This window comes from Paeniglutamicibacter terrestris, from assembly GCF_012271785.1.
Classification (GTDB): domain Bacteria; phylum Actinomycetota; class Actinomycetes; order Actinomycetales; family Micrococcaceae; genus Paeniglutamicibacter; species Paeniglutamicibacter terrestris.
In genome coordinates, this window is sequence record NZ_JAAWVT010000013.1 from 70129 (window position 1) to 90350 (window position 20222).

16 protein-coding genes and 1 tRNA gene are annotated in these 20222 nt (G+C 61.1%); 12 read left to right on the plus strand and 5 right to left on the minus strand.

Annotated elements, in window-relative coordinates; genetic code table 11:
• Positions 1-9: 9 nt before the first annotated feature.
• Positions 10-1248, minus strand: coding sequence for a DNA glycosylase AlkZ-like family protein (locus HED64_RS18360; protein ID WP_168153404.1), 1239 nt, complete (start codon positions 1246-1248; stop codon positions 10-12).
• Positions 1249-1318: 70 nt separating this feature from the next.
• Here HED64_RS18360 and HED64_RS18365 point away from each other — a divergent pair.
• The 3 genes from HED64_RS18365 (at position 1319) to HED64_RS18375 (ending at position 3525) form a co-directional block, all read left to right on the plus strand.
• Positions 1319-1409, plus strand: a tRNA-Ser gene (locus HED64_RS18365).
• 578 nt (positions 1410-1987) lie between these two features.
• The gene (locus tag HED64_RS18370; RefSeq protein WP_168153405.1) at positions 1988-2818 is read left to right on the plus strand and encodes a MerR family transcriptional regulator; all 831 of its coding nucleotides are present in this window, start codon (positions 1988-1990) and stop codon (positions 2816-2818) included.
• A 170-nt stretch (positions 2819-2988) separates the two neighbouring features.
• The gene (locus HED64_RS18375; protein WP_168153406.1) at positions 2989-3525 is read left to right on the plus strand and encodes a GNAT family N-acetyltransferase; all 537 of its coding nucleotides are present in this window, start codon (positions 2989-2991) and stop codon (positions 3523-3525) included.
• A 457-nt stretch (positions 3526-3982) separates the two neighbouring features.
• Here the strand turns inward: HED64_RS18375 and HED64_RS18380 are convergent, their stop codons facing one another.
• Positions 3983-4687: a phosphatase PAP2 family protein gene (locus HED64_RS18380; RefSeq protein ID WP_168153407.1), complete on the minus strand. Its 705-nt coding sequence runs from the start codon at positions 4685-4687 to the stop codon at positions 3983-3985.
• Between the two features lie 111 nt (positions 4688-4798).
• On the opposite strand from HED64_RS18380, the gene HED64_RS18385 reads away from it, so the two are divergent.
• From HED64_RS18385 to HED64_RS18405, 5 genes are all read left to right on the plus strand, one after another.
• On the plus strand, positions 4799-5257 hold the full coding sequence (locus HED64_RS18385) for a 23S rRNA (pseudouridine(1915)-N(3))-methyltransferase RlmH (protein WP_210149969.1): 459 nt from the start codon (positions 4799-4801) through the stop codon (positions 5255-5257).
• Positions 5258-5314: 57 nt separating this feature from the next.
• Positions 5315-10198 (plus strand): ATP-dependent helicase, encoded by a 4884-nt coding sequence (locus tag HED64_RS18390; RefSeq protein ID WP_168153408.1) that lies wholly within the window; start codon positions 5315-5317, stop codon positions 10196-10198.
• A 112-nt stretch (positions 10199-10310) separates the two neighbouring features.
• The gene (locus HED64_RS18395) at positions 10311-11153 is read left to right on the plus strand and encodes an Fpg/Nei family DNA glycosylase (protein ID WP_168153409.1); all 843 of its coding nucleotides are present in this window, start codon (positions 10311-10313) and stop codon (positions 11151-11153) included.
• A 19-nt stretch (positions 11154-11172) separates the two neighbouring features.
• The gene (locus HED64_RS18400) at positions 11173-12246 is read left to right on the plus strand and encodes a pseudouridine synthase (protein ID WP_245326095.1); all 1074 of its coding nucleotides are present in this window, start codon (positions 11173-11175) and stop codon (positions 12244-12246) included.
• A 185-nt stretch (positions 12247-12431) separates the two neighbouring features.
• Complete coding sequence (locus tag HED64_RS18405) at positions 12432-14405, plus strand: MFS transporter (protein WP_168153411.1); 1974 nt, start codon at positions 12432-12434, stop codon at positions 14403-14405.
• A gap of 19 nt (positions 14406-14424) precedes the next feature.
• Here HED64_RS18405 and HED64_RS18410 read toward each other — a convergent pair whose 3' ends face one another.
• On the minus strand, positions 14425-14730 hold the full coding sequence (locus HED64_RS18410; RefSeq protein WP_168153412.1) for a hypothetical protein: 306 nt from the start codon (positions 14728-14730) through the stop codon (positions 14425-14427).
• Between the two features lie 104 nt (positions 14731-14834).
• On the opposite strand from HED64_RS18410, the gene HED64_RS18415 reads away from it, so the two are divergent.
• On the plus strand, positions 14835-15611 hold the full coding sequence (locus tag HED64_RS18415) for a DUF1684 domain-containing protein (RefSeq protein ID WP_168153413.1): 777 nt from the start codon (positions 14835-14837) through the stop codon (positions 15609-15611).
• Between the two features lie 45 nt (positions 15612-15656).
• Here HED64_RS18415 and HED64_RS18420 read toward each other — a convergent pair whose 3' ends face one another.
• Entirely contained in the window at positions 15657-16436 is a 780-nt protein-coding gene (locus tag HED64_RS18420) for an SDR family NAD(P)-dependent oxidoreductase (protein WP_168153414.1), read from the minus strand.
• A gap of 174 nt (positions 16437-16610) precedes the next feature.
• On the opposite strand from HED64_RS18420, the gene HED64_RS18425 reads away from it, so the two are divergent.
• Positions 16611-17357, plus strand: a complete 747-nt coding sequence (locus HED64_RS18425) for a glutamine amidotransferase (protein WP_168153415.1) — start codon at positions 16611-16613, stop codon at positions 17355-17357.
• Here the strand turns inward: HED64_RS18425 and HED64_RS18430 are convergent.
• Positions 17354-17926, minus strand: coding sequence for a YdeI/OmpD-associated family protein (locus HED64_RS18430; protein ID WP_168153416.1), 573 nt, complete (start codon positions 17924-17926; stop codon positions 17354-17356). The genes HED64_RS18425 and HED64_RS18430 overlap by 4 nt on opposite strands.
• A gap of 281 nt (positions 17927-18207) precedes the next feature.
• Here HED64_RS18430 and HED64_RS18435 point away from each other — a divergent pair, with 281 nt between their 5' ends.
• Together HED64_RS18435 and HED64_RS18440 are read left to right on the plus strand one after the other, a co-directional pair.
• Entirely contained in the window at positions 18208-18969 is a 762-nt protein-coding gene (locus HED64_RS18435) for a hypothetical protein (RefSeq protein ID WP_168153417.1), read from the plus strand.
• A 69-nt stretch (positions 18970-19038) separates the two neighbouring features.
• Positions 19039-20148 (plus strand): oxidoreductase, encoded by a 1110-nt coding sequence (locus HED64_RS18440; RefSeq protein WP_168153418.1) that lies wholly within the window; start codon positions 19039-19041, stop codon positions 20146-20148.
• Positions 20149-20222: the final 74 nt, after the last annotated feature.

Genomic DNA, 20222 nt, shown 5'->3' on the forward strand with positions numbered 1-20222 from the left:
CCCCGTGGCCTAGGCGAGCCGCCGCGCATCCAGCTTCGCGATGTCCTTAGCTCGCGATGCTGGCGAATCTAGGCTGAACGAGCGAAAGTCACCCAAGTCTTCGGTGATCCACTGTTCGAGCTGACCGATACGTTCGCGTACTGCGGGGCTCGCAGGGGCAAACGTCCACCAAGCAATACGGGAGTTTTCCGGATCGTACTGCCACAGTCCAATGATCCGACCTCGATCGAGAATCGGATGATCAGATAAGTCTGCGGCAAGTGCGGAGCCACTCATGCCGGCCACAGCGCTCTTGCCCGCTTCATCAAAGAGATCTGCGGAATTACGGCGCAATAGCACCAAAGAATCCGAACCCGACAGCAGCTGGATGTCCTCGGCCGACGGCACCTCGAAAGCTGCCAGCTCCGTCACGTCTACTGGCCGCAGCCACAACTGGTCGCCAGCCGCTGTAGCGATTTCCACGGCACCCACCGCAAGAAGCGCAGCCTTGGCCTGAGCCACCGTGAAGGCGGTGAACCACCGAATCTGACCCAAGGTTGCCCCGCCGGTCCATCTGAGGAAGCGCTCAAGCATTCTGGCCCGCACCACGTCGTCGCCATCCCCGGTACTTTCTAGTTCCCAGGCCACGTAGGAATAGCGTTGTTGGTCCAGCCGCCCGTTCACCGGCACGCGGCGGATTCGCCCGTCGGCCTGCAACAGTCCAAGGGCCGCCGGCAGTGTGGTGCTGGCACCCTTTTTCTTGCCTTCTTCACCCAAGTTGCGGACCTTGTCGCCCAGAATTTCCTTCAGTCCGCGCGGGTCCAAAGCCTCCTTATCGGTGCCTCGTACGCCGCGTAGGACCTGTAATACCTCTTGGGATAGGCTCTCGATTTCAGCGCTCTGAACACCTAGTCGCAGCAAAACCTTCACCGCTGCCTCGGCCGAGGAATGTCCGATTTGCAGCCCCCAGGCGTAGTCGGAGGCGGGCAGGACGTAGGTGCAACCTCGTGCGGTGGGTAACTCGTGGATGTCCTGCTCGGCGAGCGCAGCGTCGGCCTCGGCTCGTCCGATCCCGGCTCGGGCAAATAACGTGAGATAGGCGTTTGCGCCACCGACCGACCGAGCCCAACCCACCGCGTCTAGGACGGCGGGCGCCGTGAGACCAGCCATCCGCCCGTCCAAGCCCTGCCGGTTCCAGGACCAAGCGCGCAGTAGCTCCGGGGTCAGTTTTTCCGGTTCGATTCGGGCGATGAGGTTTGAGGTGCTCATGGGTACATTCTGCCCCGAGAGACCACTCGTTTTTGTTGTGGGCCATTTACCCGGTAGAGTGTTCTGGTCTGGTGACGTGTCCGAGCGGCCGAAGGTGCAACACTCGAAATGTTGTGTACGGTAACCCCGTACCGAGGGTTCAAATCCCTCCGTCACCGCCAGTATGAAGGGTTTGGATTCCGCAAGGAATCCAAACCCTTCAGTCGTTAACACGACTTGGTGTGTAGTTGAGCCGCCAGATTTGACGCTGCTGACATGTCTCGAAATGACAGGTGCCGTGTTTCAACGTGTTGAAGTTTCGGTGGACGCGTCAGGTTGACCATTTCTCCGCCAACGATCCCACGGGAACAACCACAATCGCCCTGTCCGCTCTGGTGATCCCTAGGACGAACAGGAGCCTGTCGTCCAGCCCATCCGCAAAACTGTGATCACAACACTCATTCTCGCTTGGGATCAGCATCCTTGCCGACTCCCGTTTTCACGCCGAATGAATCAGAGACCGCCAGTGGTCATCCAAACCGGCTGACTTCGGAAAAGAGATTGGTTCAGTCTTGAGAACCGTTATGAGCGAATGCCGTGACAACACAGGCTGACTCAGGGTGCGGCGTCCACAAACGACTGGGCGTACGGGCACCATGAATAATTCTCCGTGGACGGCTCCTTGCGAGGTACCCGGCATACCTTCGAGAATTGAACCATTGACTCTCACACTGTGTGAGGCGGAATCATCGGAGACATCATGTTCAGCATCGGAGAGTTCGCGTCGATAGGCCAGGTGTCCGTTCGAATGCTCAGGCACTACGACGATATCGGCTTGCTCCCTCCAGCCAGAGTCGATCCGCACAGCGGATATCGCTCCTACAAAGGGCGGCAGTTTGCTGTGCTTGGCGCCATACTGGCGTACAAGGACCTCGGATTTCGCCTCGATGAAGTGGCGCGAATCGTGCAGGGAGAGGTCGACGACCTAGCCCTACACACGATGCTGACTTCACGGCGCACCGAGCTCGCGCGGCAACTCGACCTCGACTCAGCGCGACTAGGTCGACTCGACATGCGCCTCCGCCACCTCGAAGGAGCACCACTGATGTCCACCATCACCACCGAACTCAAGCCACTGCCCGCCCAACATGTTGCCCAAGCATGTGCCGTCGTACCGGGATTCGGACCGGAAAACATCACACCGATTATCGGGCCACTATTTGGCCGACTCGCCCGCGATCTCGTGGCGGCCGGAGTACGACCGGGTCCCCGGTCCCTCGCGATGTATGAGGCGATCGAATCTGGGGACGGCGAGGGAGCTAGAGCCTACGCAGCGTTCCTCGTCGATGCCGATGTCGAACCGGGAATCGGCTTCGCCATCGCCGACGTGCCTGGGGCTGCGTTGGCCGCCACCACCGTTCACTACGGCTCGATGGACACCATCGGAACCTCGTGGGAGGCCCTTCATGCATGGATCGAAGAGAATAACTATGAGTTGGCCGGAGTTTGCCGAGAGCTGTATATCGTGTCCGAGCCCGAGCCTCAGGAGAACTGGGTGACCGAGCTGCAGCAACCCGTCATCCGCGCTTGACCGAACGATCGCCGGGCACATGCATGTCCTGTGCCAGGCGATTCTTCCCCGTGCGACGACCCGGCCCAGGGCCTCTGAAGTTGCTCTGGGGTTCCGGGGGAGAACCCTGCAGGCCTTCGCATCGCGGATGTTTTGGCGCCATTCACCGGCGTAAAAGTTAGGCTGACCCGATGGACCCGATAAATCAGCCGATCTTGGAGACCGGTGCGTATCGGTTACGACCATTCGAGGCAAAGGACGCCGAGTTAATTCGCGAAGCTTCGACCGATCCGCTGATTCCCCTGATTACGACAGTTCCGGCCAACGGTACGGACCAAGAGATACGTGAATTCATTGAACGTCAGCATCATCGACTTGTGGCTCGAGCCGGATACTCCTTCGCCATCTCTGATGCAGACTCTGATCAAGCACTGGGCCAGATCGGATTGTGGCTGAAAAATGCCGAGCAAGGCCGCGCCAGCATCGGGTACTGGGTTGGCCCTCGTCATCGAAACAAGAGAATTGTTTCTGCTGCCCTAGACGCCATCTCGCGGTGGGGGCTGAGCCTGCCCGAGATATACCGGCTGGAACTTTACGTTGAGCCTTGGAATGAGGGATCTTGGCGAGCAGCTGAACGCTGCGGCTACACCCGCGAGGGGTTACTTCGTAGCTGGCAGGAGGTCGGTGGGCAGCGTAAGGATATGTATATGTATTCCCGCATCGAATAATCCGCATACGGGTTGTGGATAGAAACTTTCGTTGAGGTCAGACGCTGATATCCCCTCGCCGATCAAGTCTCCTTGCGCACCATCACGACCGGCTAGGGTTGATTTTAACTAACCGACAAAGGACTTCATTAATGGATCTGATGATCTCGTGGGGTGTGTTTATTGGACTTACGACGGTGATTATCTACTCCCATGGAAAAGAGAAGCCAACTCGCGAAGAACCAGCCCACCGCAGAGGCAGGGCACTGCCTCGCAACCGTGTCGCGAGAAGGCTCGCGTTGTATACGTCTACGGACTGGGTTCTACTCATAGGCGCGGTCGCATTCCTCACGTCGGCCATCTCGGGAACCGCCGAGGTATTACTCTGAACCGTGCCGGACCATGCCCGAAGCGAGGCATTTTCGAGGCGTTAGTGGAGGACGATTTTGGGAACAAGGGCCCCTGCAAATGGAAAATTCTATAACCGCAACCACGCGACGGTGCGCCGGTTCTTCACCAACACAAAGTGGTGCATGATGATCACCACCGCAGCCCAACATCCACCGATTAGTAACCCACCGACGACATCGGTTAGCCAATGGTGCCCCAGATAGATGCGGCTCCATCCCACGCCCACGGCGAGGCACCCCAAGCTAGATAGCGCCACAACTCTGGCCCACTGGCTGCGCAGAATGAGGAAAGCCAGATACCCGATGACTCCTAAGATCGCCACGGAGTTCAGCGTGTGACCACTCGGAAACGAGTAGGACGCGGGCACCGGCAATAATGCGTCGTCCAGCGGAGGTCGCGCCCTACCCCAGATATTCTTCAGCACCACCGTCAGCGTCACCGAACCGGCCGCCGTCAGGGCAATGAGCGCACCTGGCCATAGGCTGTGGGTGCGCCAGAAGAAAAGGCCAATAACGCAAAGCGACAGTATGGACATGCCCAAGGTGTCGCCCACGGAACTAAACACCCACGCCACGATCGTTGCGAAAGGCGTCCGGTGGGATTCCATCCACTCGAGCAATGGAATGTCCCACTCATGGGGAACTCCCCCAGCGGCAACCGAAACCCACAGCCTGCGTGCCACGGCAAAAAGGCCCAAAACTAGGGCCAGACAAAAAATCAGGATGGAGCCGGCCCGTTGGCCGTTCTTTGCGGGACGGCGCGATGAACTCATGCTAGAAAGCCTAGTGCCAGCGTCTGGGGAAGCACTGATACTCGGACAACACCCACATCTAGGCCGACCCCGGTGCAGGACTCACAGCGTGGCATACGGGAAGATGGGTACATGACAATTCGCGTGCTGGCCGTCGGCAAAAAACATGAATCCTGGGTCGATGAGGGAATCGAACGCTACGAAAAGCGCATGAAAAAGCCCTTCGACATCAAGTGGCAGCTGCTGTCGCACTCGTCGAGAGAAGGGGATTCGGCACGCACCGAGGAATCAGAACGAATCCTGGCCAAGGTTGATACACGCGACTTTTTGGTGCTGCTGGATGAGCGTGGAAAGAACATTGACTCCCCCGCGCTGGCCAAGACCCTGCAGCGTCCCTTGGACACCTCACGAAACATCACTGTGGTGATCGGCGGTGCTTACGGTGTAGATGACACCGTCCATGCCCGCGCCGATTTTGTGTGGAGCCTGTCCAAGCTGGTCTTCCCCCACCAATTGGTGCGTCTGATCCTCACCGAGCAGCTGTACCGCGCGCAGGAAATTGCCGGAGGCGGCAAGTACCACCACGTTTAGTTCAACGCGCAAATCTCTGTTCCCCAATTGACGCAGTCACCGTTTAGGCTGGGGACAATGGCAAAAAATGCGGATGCGACGCACGTCCTAGAGCGGTTCACCCCCGCAACGAGAGCTTGGTTCGAGGGTGCCTTCGCCGCGCCGACACCAGCGCAAATCGGGGCATGGGACGCCATCTCCACGCAGCGTCATGCGCTGGTCGTCGCACCCACCGGATCCGGCAAAACACTCTCGGCCTTCCTTTGGGCGCTAGATTCCTTTGCCCGGACCGCCACCGACATCATGGATTCGGCACTGCCGGGCCTCCAGGAGCCGCTTCCTGCTGCGTCAAAGACCACTGGCTCCGGCGGAACACGAGTGCTCTACATTTCACCGTTGAAGGCTCTCGGCGTGGACGTCGAACGCAACCTCCGGGCGCCGTTGGTTGGCATCAAGGCCACCGCCGCGCATCTGGGTCTCGCGGTTCCTCAGGTTTCGGTGGGCGTGCGTTCCGGCGATACCCCGGCCAATGAGCGCCGCAAACTGGTGACCCACCCTCCGGATATCCTCATCACCACCCCGGAGTCGCTCTATCTGATGCTGACCTCCAAGGCCCGCGAATCGCTGACGCAGGTTCATACCGTCATCCTCGACGAGGTGCACGCGGTAGCCGGTACCAAGCGCGGCGCCCACCTAGCTTTGTCCCTGGAACGACTCGATGACTTACTGGCAACCCCGGCCCAACGCATCGGACTCTCGGCCACCGTTGAACCCCGCGAGGAGGTCGCCCGCTTCTTGGGCGGCACCGCCCCGGTGAGCATCGTTGCCCCACCCATTACCAAAACGTGGGATCTGAGCGTCCGCGTCCCGGTCGAAGATATGACCGATTTGCCCGCCGCCGCGGCGGCCCACGATTTGGGCCCCGGTTCCGGGCTGGCTCCACAAGCGAGCATCTGGCCACACGTCGAAGAACAAATCGTCGATTTGATCGAAGCGAACCGCTCGACCATCGTTTTTGCCAACTCGCGCCGGTTGGCTGAGCGGCTCACCGGCCGGCTGAACGAAATCCATGAAACGCGGGTAGCGGCAGCAAGTACAGAACCGGTTCTGGGGCCCAACGACATAGATTCCATGGGAGCCGAGCCGAGCGCCGGAACCCCTGTGGCGCGCGTGCAACCGGGCACGGGAATGCCCGCGGCCATGATGGCGCAGGCGGGCATGAGCGCAACCAGTCTCCCGGCGGATCAGCCCGGAGCGGTGATCCCGCTGGCTCGTGCCCACCATGGGTCGGTGTCCAAGGAAACCAGGGCCACCATCGAGGACGATTTGAAGACCGGGGTGCTACGCGCCGTGGTGGCCACCAGTTCCCTGGAACTGGGTATCGACATGGGACTGGTGGATCTGGTAATCCAGGTCGAATCCCCACCATCTGTGGCCTCCGGACTGCAGCGAGTGGGCCGAGCCGGGCACCAGGTCGGGGAGACTTCCACCGGAACCTTCTTCCCCAAGCATCGAGCTGACCTGCTGGCCACCGCGTTGACCGTCTCACGCATGCGCGAGGGAAAGATTGAGAAGTTACACATCCCCGCCAACCCGTTGGATGTGCTGGCGCAACAGACCCTGGCCGCGTGCGCCCTCGAAGATCTTGGTGTCGAGGCCTGGTTTGAGACCGTACGGCGCTCCGCGCCCTACGCCTCGCTGCCGCGGGCGGCATTCACCGCGACACTGGAAATGCTGGCGGGCAAATACCCCTCGGACGAATTTGCCCAACTGCGCCCACGCATCGTCTGGGATCGGGACACCGGAGTGCTCACCGGGCGGCCTGGGGCCCAACGCTTGGCGGTGATCAGCGGCGGCACCATCCCCGATCGCGGACTCTTCGGGGTCTACCTCATCGGTTCCGAAGAGAGTTCAGGAGCCAAGGGCGGGCGTCGCGTGGGCGAGCTGGATGAGGAAATGGTCTACGAATCCCGGGTGGGGGATGTCTTTGCCTTGGGGGCAACCAGCTGGAAGATCGAGGACATCACGCACGATCGGGTGCTGGTCTCCCCCGCCTTTGGGCAGCCCGGAAAGCTGCCGTTCTGGAAGGGAGATTCCCAAGGCAGGCCGGTGGAACTCGGTGCTGCACTCGGTGCGTTCACCGCATCCTTGGTCCAGTCCGGGCAAAGTGCCGCTCGAAAGGAATTGGCGTCCATCGGTCTGGATGACTTCGCCGCCGGGAACCTGCTGAATTACCTCAGCGCTCAGGCGGAGGCCACCTCCGTGGTGCCAAGTGACAAGACGCTGGTGGTGGAGCGCTTTGTTGATGAACTGGGCGATTGGCGGGTCATCCTGCACTCACCCTTTGGATTACCTGTCCATGCGCCGTGGGCGCTGGCCGTGGGTGCTCGGCTGCACGAGCGTTATGGGCTTGATGGTTCCTCGATGGCTGCGGATGACGGGATTGTGCTGCGCGTGCCGGCCATGGACGATGAACCGCCCGGTGCCGAGCTTTTTGCCTTTGAGCCCGAGGAAATCGAGGATCTCATCACCGCTCAGGTGGGCAATTCGGCGCTGTTCGCCGCGCGTTTCCGTGAGTGCGCGGCCCGGGCCCTCTTGCTGCCGCGTACCAGCCCGGGCAAACGCACCCCGTTGTGGCAACAGCGCCAACGCAGTGCACAACTCTTGGATGTCGCCCGCAAGTACCCGGATTTCCCGATTATTTTGGAAACCGTACGCGAGTGCCTAAACGACGTTTATGACCTTCCATCGCTCAAGAGCCTGCTGGGGCAGGTGGCGTCGCGCGGCATCGCAGTACGTGAGGTGCAGACACGTCTGCCCTCGCCCTTCGCCCAATCTCTGCTCTTTGGTTACGTGGCACAGTTCCTCTACGAGGGCGACTCACCGCTGGCAGAACGCCGCGCCGCCGCGTTATCCCTGGACCCGGCGCTACTGAACGAATTATTGGGCCGCACCGAGCTGCGCGAACTGTTGGACGCCGGAGTTATCGCCCGCACCCAGGACGAGTTACAACGGGTGGCGGAGAACCGCAAATTGACCGGGCTCGAAGGCACCGCGGATTTGCTGCGCCTGCTTGGCCCACTGGAGCAGCACGAGGTGGCGGCACGGCTGAACCCCGAGGCAGATTCGCCGACCGATCTACTCACCGCGGCCGGCACCTACCTCGAGGCACTGGTGCGCAGCAACCGGGCCCTAGCCGTGCGCTTGGGCGGTCGCCACGTTTATGCCGCGATCGAGGACGCCCCGCGCCTGCGCGACGGCCTGGGTGTCCCGCTGCCGCATGGAGTACCACTGGCCTTCATTGAACCGGTGGCCGATCCGGTGGGAGATCTGGTGTCCCGCTATGCCCGTACCCACGGCCCCTTCACCGCCCACGATGTTGCCGTGGCACTGGGGCTGGGTGTCGCCGTGACCACCTCCGTCTTGGAGCGCTTGGTGGCAGATACCAGGGTCATGGTGGGGGCCTTCCGGCCGGCCGAAATGTTGGATCAGGCTCCGGCACTAGGCATCAGTGCCACCGAGTACTGTGACGCTGCGGTGCTGCGGATGATCCGCTCGCGGTCGTTGGCCGCACTGCGTGCCGAGGTTGAACCGGTGGATCAGGACACGTTTGCCAGGTTCCTCCCCTCTTGGCAGGGCATCGGAGCCGGGCTGCGCGGCTTGGACGGTGTGATGGCCGTGGTGGAACAGCTGGCCGGGGTCCCGGTCCCCGGCTCCGCACTGGAATCCCACATCTTGCCCGCCCGGGTTCGCGACTACCAGCCCTGGATGCTTGATGAACTGATGAGTGCCGGTGAGGTTTTGATCTCCGGTGCCGGAGCCTTGGCCGGCAATGACGGGTGGGTGGCACTACATACGTTCGAGAATGCTCCGCTGAGTCTGCCGCTGCCCGACACCTCCACCTTCTCGGCACTGGCCTCCAAGTTGTTGGGCGTATTGGGCTCCTCCGGCGCCTACTTCGTCCCGCAACTGGCTCAGCTGAGCGCTCGGTTACCGGACCCCGACGGGTCACCGGGTGGCCACGATACGGCTGAACCCTCCTCCGCATTGGTGCTTGAAGCTCTCTGGGAATTATTCTGGGCATCCGCGGCATCCCCCGACACCCTGGGACCGCTTCGCCAACTTCTTTCCGGGGGCAAAAACGCCCACCGAGCACCGGCACAGGCACCGCGTGCCCGTACCGCCAGATTGGGTCGCATGGCCATGCTGCGAGCCGGACGTCAGGATTCGGGCGTCGAGCTTTCCGGGCGGCGCCCGGCTCCCGAGAGCGCATCGGGACGTTGGGCAGCCTTGCCGGCCCCGCTGGCCGATCCCACCATTAGGGCGCACGCGGCGGCAGAATTCCTGCTCGAACGCTACGGCGTCATCACTCGTGGTTCGGTGGCCGCCGAATCGGTGCCCGGCGGTTTCGGCCAGCTGTACCGGGTTTTGGGAAGACTAGAGGAGGCCGGTCACACCCGTCGCGGTTACTTTGTTGAGCGACTCGGAGCCGCCCAATTCTCCACCTCCGCCACGATCGACAGGTTGCGTTCGTTGGTGCGGCAGGACGATGGCGGACACCTTCCCATGGCGCTTGGACTGGCGGCCACCGACCCGGCCAACCCCTATGGGGCTGCCCTGAGCTGGCCCGAGGCGGCCGGCGGGCATCGCCCGGGACGCAAGGCAGGGGCCTTGGTGGTGCTGGTTGATGGGGCGCTGGCCCTTTACGTGGAACGCGGTGGAAAGACGGTGCTGGGCTTTAATTCACTGTCCGCGAGCACCGATGTAGAGTCGGCGCCGGCGGATCCCGCCCTATTGGATGCAATCGCCACGGAGCTGGTGGCGGTGCTGCGCCGGGGTTCGATCGGCAAATTGGGCATCGAGAAGATCAATGGTCAGCCCATCATCGATTCACCGCTTGGTTCCGCGCTTCGCCACGCCGGCTTCTACTCGACTCCTAGTGGATTGCGGTTTAGGGCCTAACCAATTTTAAATATTCCACCCACCGCCCACCCGCACCGGCTAGGCTGGGTGACTAGGATCACCTGATCACTTAAGCCGGTGCTCCTCTCTAGTTGGAATGGTGGTTTTCACGATGCCCGAAGGGGACACAGTATTTCGCACGGCCCGTCGTTTAGAGGCAGCCCTCGCGGGCAGGGTCCTGAGCGTGAGCGATTTTCGTGTACCTGCCCATGCCACCTTGTCTTTGGTGGACTGGATGGTGGAATCGGTCGTTTCGCGCGGAAAGCATCTGCTCATTCGCACGCGACCCCCGGCACGGGTTTCCGCCCCGCCCCTGAGCATCCATTCGCATTTACTCATGGAGGGTCACTGGGACGTTTATGCCACCGGCGAGCGTTGGCGCTCACCGGCTTTTAAGGCTCGCGCGGTGCTGGGCAATACCGCCTTCACCGCCGTGGGCTTTGATCTTGGTTTCTTGCATGTGCTTCGCACCAATGAAGAGGTTGAGGTCATTGGGCATCTGGGCCCCGACCCCCTGGGACATTCGTGGGACCCCGACGAGGCCGTTCGTCGATTGCTCGCCGATCCCCTGCGACCCATTGGTTTAGCCCTGCTTGACCAGCGACTCCTGTGCGGCCTGGGCAATGTGTATCGTTCGGAGCTACTTTTTGTGGCCCGCGTGCATCCCCGCACCCCCACCGGAGAGGTTGAGGACCTGCACCACCTCGTTGATTTGGCGCATCGCTTACTGAACGCCAACAAGGACCGGGCCCGGCGAGTGACCACCGGCGCCGATGGGATGAATCCCTATTGGGTCTACGGACGCGGGGGCCAAGCGTGCATGCGCTGCAGGGGAATATTAAGCAAGGAGTCGCTGGCAGAATCGGATCGCAGCGCCGAGCGAGATATCTACTTCTGCGCCTCCTGCCAAGGATCCACGGTGCGCATCGGGGAATCCAACCGCAACCACCCGTGAAAGACTGGTGGGCATGGCCATGATCTCCCCGCTTCCCGTGCGTAACGGCGTTAATGCAACCCGTCTGCGCGTGCCGTCGCATGGAGCATGGGACACCATCTGCGCCTACATGCTGCACCGCTTTGGGCACGTTGATGCGCAGGGCATTACCCGCCGCTTCAAAAATGGTGAGGTGGTGGGTCTTCACGGAGTGGTTCTTGATGAGCACACCCCGTTGGGCGAGCACGAATTCATTTGGTACTACCGCAATCTGCCGGCCGAGGAACCCATCCCGTTCGTCGAGTCGATCCTGCACCATGATGAAAATTTGCTGGTGATCGACAAGCCACATTTCCTGCCCACCACCCCGGGCGGCCGTTTTATCCAGGAATCGGCGCTGGTGCGTCTGCGTAATCGGGTCGACAACCCGGAATTAATCCCGATGCATCGTTTAGACCGGGCAACGGCAGGAATCCTGCTTTTTTCTACGAACCCGGAGACCCGGGGTGCTTACCAAACCCTGTTTGAGCGCCGCGAAATATCCAAAACGTATGAGGCAGTTTCCGCGCTGGTTCCGGTCGCAGGACGACCCGCCGGCGAGGTACTGGGAGTCGGTGGGCTCGGTGGAAGCGCCGAGGAGCGCAGTGGAAATGCTGTTGATCATCAGGCGGGGCCCGGCAATCACCTACTCACGGCGGCCGCATTAGCTGATCGACTCGAGGCGCTGGCCCGCGAACCGTTGGTGTACACCAATCGGATGAGCAAGATCAAGGGTCAGCTGCGTTCACTCGTCGAGGAGGGGGAGCCTAATGCCGAATCTCGCATCGAGTTACTCGGTACCGGGGTCTCCGCGGGGCATTTTGCTGGCCTTCGGGTAGCCAAGTTCAAGCTGAGCCCCCATTCGGGGAAGACTCACCAACTTCGCGTGCACCTCGCCGCGCTAGGACTCGGGATCCTCAACGACCCCTTCTACCCCACGCTCATGGATTTTGCCGCCGACGATTACGCCCGCCCGCTGCAATTGCTGGCACGTAGCATTTCCTTCATCGACCCGATCTCCGGAGAACCGGTGAGCTACACCTCCGCCCTTGAACTCGCGGAATCTCCGGCCTGATCAAGAGCAATTGAGACGCGACCGACTCCGAGCCTCCCACTCACCGACAGACCCAATCCTGACCAGTTAAGTAATCAAGTGTGGGAATCGGACATCGAGATGTTGTTTTCGGTACGCTGGAAGCCATCGCGTGGGCAGTGGCTCAAACCGCCGTGGTGGCGACGAAGGAGACGAAGGAGACGACAATGAGTAATTCCGATACATGGACCTCCTCCGCACCTCAGGAATCGCAACTGCCTCAGCCTAAACAACCAGACAAGGCTTCTGGGCCAGTCAATGACTCTGCTGCCAACGGCTCCACGAAAAAAAGTACTAAGACGGCGCCTCCCGAGGCCGCTGGCCCCACCGACCTGATCCGGGCCAACGAGGAGTCCTCCCACAATGCACCGGTCGGTGCCGACGAACATGTTTCGGCACGCATCTCGCACCCCGTTCCACGCCAGCACACCACCGAACCCGACTCGCTTAACACCCTGCTCAAGGGATCTGCTAACCCGGACCACGCCGATGCGCCACTTCACCACCTCGCGAGCAAAGATGCTTCGAAAGGTGCTAAGTCCTCTTCCAAGGTCATGGCCAATGCGGACGAGAAGGAAGCCGCCATGTCCGGCGGCTTCCCTGCCATCAACGGCTGGCTCGATTCCCTGCCCAATCCCGCATGGGAAAAGCTGGGCGATAAAATTTACGCGACTCCCTCAACGCTCAAGCAGCGCTGGCAGCAACAGCGCGTTGAACGGGCCAAGGCCGCAGAGCTCAAGGAACGCAATCGGTTGGTCGAGGTCGCCCGTGCTGAAGCCGCGGCTGAGGCTGCCAAACGCGAGGCTGCGCGAGTGGCTCGAGAAGAAGCAATCGCACGCGAGGCCGCTGCAAAGGCCCAGGCCGAGGCTGACGCCGAGGCAGCAGAAAAGGCCCGAGTCGCAGCCGAAGCCAAAGCAGCTGCCGACGCGGAGCTCGCAGAAAAGGCCAAAGCAGCAGCAGCCACCCAAGCGGCAATTGACGCAGCCATCGCAGAAAAAGCCCGAGTCGCAGCCGAAGCCAAAGCAGCCGCCGCAATGGCTGAAGAAGCCCAACTTGCTGGCGCCACAGAATTTAAGGAAGATCCCGAAACCGGGCTTCATGCAAGAAATCTGTTCTCCGCACCCGATGCCGGACGGGCACCGGAAGAGCCTGCCTCGCAGTGGGATGATTCGCCCCTCGGTGATGGGCAGCGATCGAAACAGCACTACGCTAGCCAGCCCATGGGCGCGGAGCAGCTAGCGGAACTAGTCGCCAGCGCCAAGGCGGCCATCGACAAGCAACAAGCAACAGTTGAGCCACTCTACGAGGCTCCCTATGCGTTGCCGGAGACCGGCGAGAACCCGGAAGAGGTTCCTGCAGACAAACGTCGCCGCATACTGCTCAGCATTGCTGCGGTGGTGGCGAGCGTTGTGTCATTGATCTGCCTGAGCACCTTGGCCTCCGGGTCAGTAGAGTCCTTGGGGTCAAACTATTCGCTGCTTTCCACGGCACCGAGTGCTCATCTGTTGTGGCCCCTGATTTTTGTGTGGTCGGCATTGTCGGCGGCCTATTCGTGGACCGCCACACAACGCTCGGCAGTACGCCAACGTCTCATCGGTCTGCCCTTTACCTTGGCCATCGTTGCGGGCACTCTCTGGATGATCAGTGCCGTTAATGACTGGTTGTTGCCCGCTTTCGTTTTCTCCGCCGCAAGTTGCTGGTTCCTGTACACCGCGGTGCGCGGATTGAACGAGAAAACCGCACGAAACCATCGTGAGCGGATGTTGACCGATGCGCCCATCAGCCTGATGACCGGATTCACGCTGGTGGTGACCGCATCAAGTTTCGCCTCCCTGTTGCAGTCTTGGGGTGCCGACTGGGCAGTGACCTGGGTGGCACCAATCCTCGTCATCGCCACGGGATACGCAGCGGTGGCCCTGGCCATGACCGAACGCGGGCGCATCATCCTAGCGATCGGCTTTAGCTGGGGCATGTTCTGGCTGTTGGTGCCGCGAGCCGTGGGTTCGCACAGCTCCATCTGGATTGCGATCCTTGCGGGCATGGCCTGCTTCGTGGCGCTTCTAGCCACGGAAAACCGGCGTTACCAGATTCACCATGCCGAGCATCGTGCCGCCCGCGGCAAACCCACCGAATTCGACTAAGTCGTCGTCACCCCACGGACTAACGGCGCAGGGTGATCCAGCGTCCCCGAGTACGACGCAACACCACAAGTTTTTCGCTGATAGCCACGGTTTCCACCGCCGCTCGCATGGCTGCGGCGCTGGTGATGGCTTGCCCATCCGGGTTTCCATCTTCTTCGACGGTGTAGCGCACGGTGATCCTAGGAACCCCGGCAACAACATCAAGCTGGTTCGCATCCACGTGGTGAGTAACAGCCAGCGAAGCTACGGCACTGTCCATGACCGCTTCGGGGGCGTGCCCGGGCCGAAGTCCCATGATGTTCAACTGCGCGCGGTAGGAAGGCATAAAAACAAGCCTAGTGCGTGCGTTGGAGCTCCACCGGCTCAAGGGCGGGCGGGCACCATGCTCACCTGCTGACGCTCCTGCGGTAATAGTGGGAAACTGATTATATGAGTGCACCAATTGAATTCACACAGTGGCGTCGCCTGCGCGAAGAAGGTCTTGCCGTTCCCTACGGCTGGCTTTCGCTCAGCAGCTATCAATGGCTTCCCGACGTACCGGGAAAACTGGATCTGCTACCCGGATATTGGAGCGCAAGCGGATCCTCCGCCCATGCCACCTTTGACGCTGAGGATTGCGTAACAACAGCCGATGGTGACCCCGTATCGGGGACTCTGGTGCAATCACTGCACGAGGATGAATCCATGCATTTCATTCGTCATGGTGACACGCTGGTTGAGCTGGGGGTCAGGGGCGGGCGATACATGATCCGCACCCGTGAACGTACTCATCCCCGGCTTAAGGCCTTCACCGGGGTGCCGATATTCCCCTATGATCCTGCCTTCATTGTCCCCGGCCAGTACACTGCCTTCCATGCGCCGAAGGTGGTTCCCATTGATAGCTTCCGTCCGGACACCAAACTCAAGACAGAGCTGGTGGGAGAGGTCAGCTTCGAACTGGGCGGACAGAGTGCAGTGCTAGCCGCCTCGCAAAACGATGACGGATCACTCACTCTGAACTTTAGAGATCTCACCAATGGTGAGCAGACAGCGGCCTGGCGCTTTGTCACGGTCAAGGCGCCTGCCGCCGACGGATCTGTGAACATCGATTTTAACCGCACCCTGAACTATCCGATGGCTTTCTCGCCCCACGCCGTATGCCCAGCACCCGTCGAGGCAAACCGGCTGAATCAAAAGATCCAGGCAGGAGAGCTGCTGCCGCGCTGAGCAGACGCTCAGCTCCCCCGAACCGTGTCAGGAAACGCGCTGTCGCTATTTCGGCCCCATGCGGATGGCTCCGTCAAGTCTGATGGTTTCGCCGTTAAGCATCTGGTTGGCTAGGACGTGCCCCACCAGAGCCGCATACTCTTCGGGTTTGCCCAACCGTGCCGGGTGCGGAACCTGGGCACCCAGGGAAGCTTGCGCCTCCGCGGAGAGCGAGGCCATCATCGGAGTCTCGAAGATGCCCGGCGCGATAGTCATGACGCGAATGTAATGGCGGGCAAGTTCACGGGCCAGGGGAAGGGTCATGGCCGCGACAGCACCCTTGGAGGCAGAATATGCTGGCTGGCCGATTTGCCCATCAAAGGCCGCCACGGAGGCGGTATTGATGATGACGCCGCGCTCTGCGGTGCCGGTGACCGGATCAGTCACCGGTTCGGTTGCTGCCATGGCTTCGGCGACCAAGCGCACCACGTTGAAGGTGCCGGTGAGGTTGATGGCAATGACCTTCTCGAAATTGGCCAGCGGGAGTACTCCCTCGCGTCCCAGCACCTTGCCCGGGGTGGCGACTCCGGCACAGTTCACCGCGATGCGAAGGCTGCCCAATTCGGCGGCAACGGCGATGGCGGCCCGCACCTGATCCTCGTTGGTGACATCCGCCGGTACAAATCTGGCGCGTTCACCCAGCGCTGCGGCCGCTTCTTCGCCCTTTGAGGAGGGCAAGTCGACCAGGACCACGCTGGCCCCAGCGGCGTATAGTGCGCGAGCGGTGGCGGCTCCAAGGCCTGAGGCGCCACCGGTAATGAGTGCAACCGAGTCGGTGATGAGCATGCTTCTTAGTCCTTGTCCTCGAGGCTTCTGGCACTGCCGGTTCTATCGGAAAGCAATTTCAGCTTGCCGGGTTGAGTTAGTGCCCATTAACTGGTTCCAGACTAGTCCGAGAATGTCCACGACAGAAGGGTTAATTTCGCCGTCCAGGCAATGCTCGCGTCGTAGACTGCAGAGATGGGGCGTTTCATCTTTATTTCCACGCGAGAACACGATCTTGCTGCTTCGGACGAGGTCCGTGGGGTGCTGGCCGCCAGCGGTCTACCCACCGATGCGCTGCGCGTAATCCGGCTCGACCGGGAGCCACTGGGTGAGATTGCGGCACTGGGGCTAGAGCATTGTCCCGGCGTCATCTTGGGAGGCAGCCCCTTTAACACCTCGGAGGATCCGATACTGAAATCGGATCTTCAGTTGCGGTGCGAATCCGACCTGTCCAGACTCCTTGACGTACTGGTTCACGATGACTTCCCGTTTCTTGGCGCTTGTTATGGCGTGGGAACGCTAGGCACGCATCAGGGCGCACTGATCGATCGACGCTACGGGGAACCCGTGGGCACGTCACATATCCGACTGACCACACAGGGGCAAAGCGATCCATTGCTCACCGGACTCCCAACGGAGTTTGATGCCTTTGTTGGGCACAAGGAGGCGGTTTCGCGTCTGCCCTCGACGGCGATTTTGCTCGCGGAATCGACCGCATGCCCGGTTCAGATGTTCCGCGTCAAGACCAACCTCTACGCCACACAGTTCCACCCCGAACTTGATCCACAGGGACTGGCCCAGCGGATCCTCATTTATCGTGATGCCGGGTACTTCCCACCGCACGAGGCCCAACGGTTACATGACGAGGCCTTGAGTGCACGGGTGCAATGGCCGGCGTTGGTCCTAGGTAACTTCGTGCAGCGCTACGGTCCATCGGTCTAAAGAATTCCCTGGCCAGCGTCGAGTCGCGCGAGATAACCGGCGATCTTCTTCTGCCGGGTATCGGCACCCTTAACGGTGTGTAGCCGGTAATAGATAGCGAAACGTTCGGCTCCGCTGAGCGTCTGAAGTTTTTCCTGCGCTCGTGGATGCCCCTCCAAAGCGTCAAGGAAGTCCTGTGGCAGTTTTGCCGTCGCTTGCCCTTCATAGGCGTCATCCCAACGGCCATCTGCTTGTGCGGCCTGTACGGCGGCGAGGCCGGACGGTGCCAGCAGACCCAGTTCGCTGAGTCGTTTAATGTTGTCCACGTTCCTGACCGACCACTTGCTCCGAGCAGTCCTCGGGGTAAAGCGGTTGTAGTGGCTGTGTTCATCACGGCCGGTTCGTTGTCCATCAATCCAGCCAAAACAGAGCGCCTGATCCACCGCCTGAGCATAGGTGAGTTCGGTGGTAGTGCCGCCCTTTTTGTGTAGAACCAGGCGTACGCCGGGATGATTCGCGTGATGCTCGGTTAACCATGCTCGCCAAGCGGCGGCATCGGGGACCAGAAGTTCTTCCAACAGAATTGCCATGGAGTCATCCCATCACGTCATGCGCCCACTGCACCAGTGGTTAGCGTGCTGGGTGCCGGGCCAATCCCGACGGGCATGACATATGCATCATGAGGCATACCTTGATTAGCGCCCTCGCTATGATCCGCGCCTCAACATGAATCAGAACCGCTGCTGCGGCTGTAGCCCGGTGAGGTTCGGTCGAGGCTAGTAGGTAGTTCGAAATACACTGTTGTTAACCACCAACACCGCCCTTGTCCAACAGCGTCGAGGGCCCAGGAACACCACTTGGAGAGCCCTCGATGCTTCGCATCCGCCCCACCCTGAGAACCGAACATGCTGCAGGTTGGTCCGAACTATTTTTGGCTCTGGGACTACGCGAAATGACGCAGCTTCCCGCCACCGCTGGGTCAACGAGCCACACCAATCGATGCTTCGCTGCCGATGCGGGGCGCATCCTGGTGCAAGAAGCCACCGACGCCGGCACCGAGCTGCACTTCGAGGTCCGCGATCTGGAGATTTTCGCGCGCTGGACCATCAGTGATGGCACGCCCGTCACCTTGATCCCTGCAGCGGCCGTCAGCACTGGCCCCACGGTGGCACATATCGCAGCTCCCGACTCGGTGAAATTCACCGCGCTTGCGGTGGATCCGCTGGACACCGACGGAACGCCGCCAGAGCTCACCGGGAGCGCGGACAACCCCCGCGGAAACCTCACGGTCCTGATCCGCTGGCACACCCCCGACCTGCCAGCGATCGAAGAGACCCTGCAGAACATCGGGGCAAAATTCTATGCGCACTCCCCCGACGGCACCTCGGTGCAATACCGCGCCAAACATGGCGGGCGCATTGAGGTACGCCCGGAGGAATCGTCTCGCATTGAACTCTCGCTGGAGTACGCGGGTGACTTGGAGACCTTGGCGGAAGGCGTCTCAAAAACTTCCTTCGGCTACCGGATCGAAGAGGAAACCACCTCACGTGTGCTGTTCGTGCAACACCCCGATCACGGATATCTGCGGATCGTTGAATCGAATCCGGATGCCGGCGACAAGATTCAACCCTAGGACTTCACCCCCGATCCGCGGATCGGTGCTGCTGGGAATAGCTGAAGCGGTGTGCCTGTTGCTCCGGACATGAGCAAACTCTTCGCCCCGGTCCAGCTGACTACCCCACAGGGCCCCGGCCTGAAACTACGGAACCGCACAGTATTGGCGCCGATGTGCCAGTATTCGGTCACCAACCGCGACGGTGTCCCGCACGCTTGGCACCTTTCACACCTGGGAGCTCGTGCCGCCGGAGGCTTCGGCCTAGTCATTACCGAGGCCGCGGCCATCACCGCGCAGGGGCGTATCAGTGACCACGACGCTGGCATCTGGAACGACACGCAGACCCATGCGTGGGCACCGATTGTCGATTTCATCCACTCACAAGGAGCGGCAGCCGGAATTCAGCTGGCCCACGCCGGAGCCAAGGCCTCCACTTATGCGTGGCTTCCGCAAGCGGCGGCCGACGGCAAGGTCGGAAGCATCAGTGCGCAAGATGGCGGTTGGGAGACCACCGGACCGTCCGAAACCGACGTCTTCGGCCTAGTTTCCCCCGCTGCCATGTCCGTTGAGCAGATCAAGGTTTCCATCCAAGACTGGGCGGACGCCGCACGTCGTGCCGATGAGGCAGGCTTTGATCTCGTCCAGCTCCATGGAGCCCACGGCTACCTGATTCATCAGTTCCTGTCCCCGTTGACCAACACCCGCACCGACGAATACGGCGGAAGTTATGAAAACCGCACCCGCTATGCCCGCGAGGTCATCGGCGCGGTGCGTGCCGCATGGCCCGATCACAAACCGTTGGCCATCCGCTTCTCCGGTGATGACTGGGTTGAGGGCGGGTGGAGGATTGAAGATACTGCACGCTTCGCTGCCGAGGCCTACGCACTGGGTGTCACGGCCTTTGACCTCTCCAGCGCGGGAATCGGCAAGTACTATGGGCCCACCGGCCCCGGCTTCCAGGTGCCATTGGCCACCGCGGTAAAGCACGCCGTCCCAGATGCCTTTGTCACGGCCGTGGGCATGATCAACGATGCTTCGCAGGCCGAGCAGGTGTTGGTCATGGGAGCAGCCGACGGAGTTTCCATCGGTCGAGCCGCCCTAAAGAACCCCAACTGGCCGGCTGCCGCCGCAGCAGAACTGGGTGCAGCCCAAGATGAGGTCCCCTTCGCCGCACAGTACTGGCGCGCCCACTGGTAAAAACTCCTCTCGCGGCGCCATTCAGCTCATGACTCGCCGCATGGATTAAAAAGGTGCGGGCCAGCGGAAGGAAA

Coding starts and splice junctions, on each gene's coding strand:
- HED64_RS18360 (WP_168153404.1), bottom strand. CDS start 1,248: ATGAGCACCTCAAACCTCATCGCCCGAATCGAACCGGAAAAACTGACC.
- HED64_RS18370 (WP_168153405.1), top strand. CDS start 1,988: ATGTTCAGCATCGGAGAGTTCGCGTCGATAGGCCAGGTGTCCGTTCGA.
- HED64_RS18375 (WP_168153406.1), top strand. CDS start 2,989: ATGGACCCGATAAATCAGCCGATCTTGGAGACCGGTGCGTATCGGTTA.
- HED64_RS18380 (WP_168153407.1), bottom strand. CDS start 4,687: ATGAGTTCATCGCGCCGTCCCGCAAAGAACGGCCAACGGGCCGGCTCC.
- HED64_RS18385 (WP_210149969.1), top strand. CDS start 4,799: ATGACAATTCGCGTGCTGGCCGTCGGCAAAAAACATGAATCCTGGGTC.
- HED64_RS18390 (WP_168153408.1), top strand. CDS start 5,315: ATGGCAAAAAATGCGGATGCGACGCACGTCCTAGAGCGGTTCACCCCC.
- HED64_RS18395 (WP_168153409.1), top strand. CDS start 10,311: ATGCCCGAAGGGGACACAGTATTTCGCACGGCCCGTCGTTTAGAGGCA.
- HED64_RS18400 (WP_245326095.1), top strand. CDS start 11,173: ATGATCTCCCCGCTTCCCGTGCGTAACGGCGTTAATGCAACCCGTCTG.
- HED64_RS18405 (WP_168153411.1), top strand. CDS start 12,432: ATGAGTAATTCCGATACATGGACCTCCTCCGCACCTCAGGAATCGCAA.
- HED64_RS18410 (WP_168153412.1), bottom strand. CDS start 14,730: ATGCCTTCCTACCGCGCGCAGTTGAACATCATGGGACTTCGGCCCGGG.
- HED64_RS18415 (WP_168153413.1), top strand. CDS start 14,835: ATGAGTGCACCAATTGAATTCACACAGTGGCGTCGCCTGCGCGAAGAA.
- HED64_RS18420 (WP_168153414.1), bottom strand. CDS start 16,436: ATGCTCATCACCGACTCGGTTGCACTCATTACCGGTGGCGCCTCAGGC.
- HED64_RS18425 (WP_168153415.1), top strand. CDS start 16,611: ATGGGGCGTTTCATCTTTATTTCCACGCGAGAACACGATCTTGCTGCT.
- HED64_RS18430 (WP_168153416.1), bottom strand. CDS start 17,926: ATGGCAATTCTGTTGGAAGAACTTCTGGTCCCCGATGCCGCCGCTTGG.
- HED64_RS18435 (WP_168153417.1), top strand. CDS start 18,208: ATGCTTCGCATCCGCCCCACCCTGAGAACCGAACATGCTGCAGGTTGG.
- HED64_RS18440 (WP_168153418.1), top strand. CDS start 19,039: ATGAGCAAACTCTTCGCCCCGGTCCAGCTGACTACCCCACAGGGCCCC.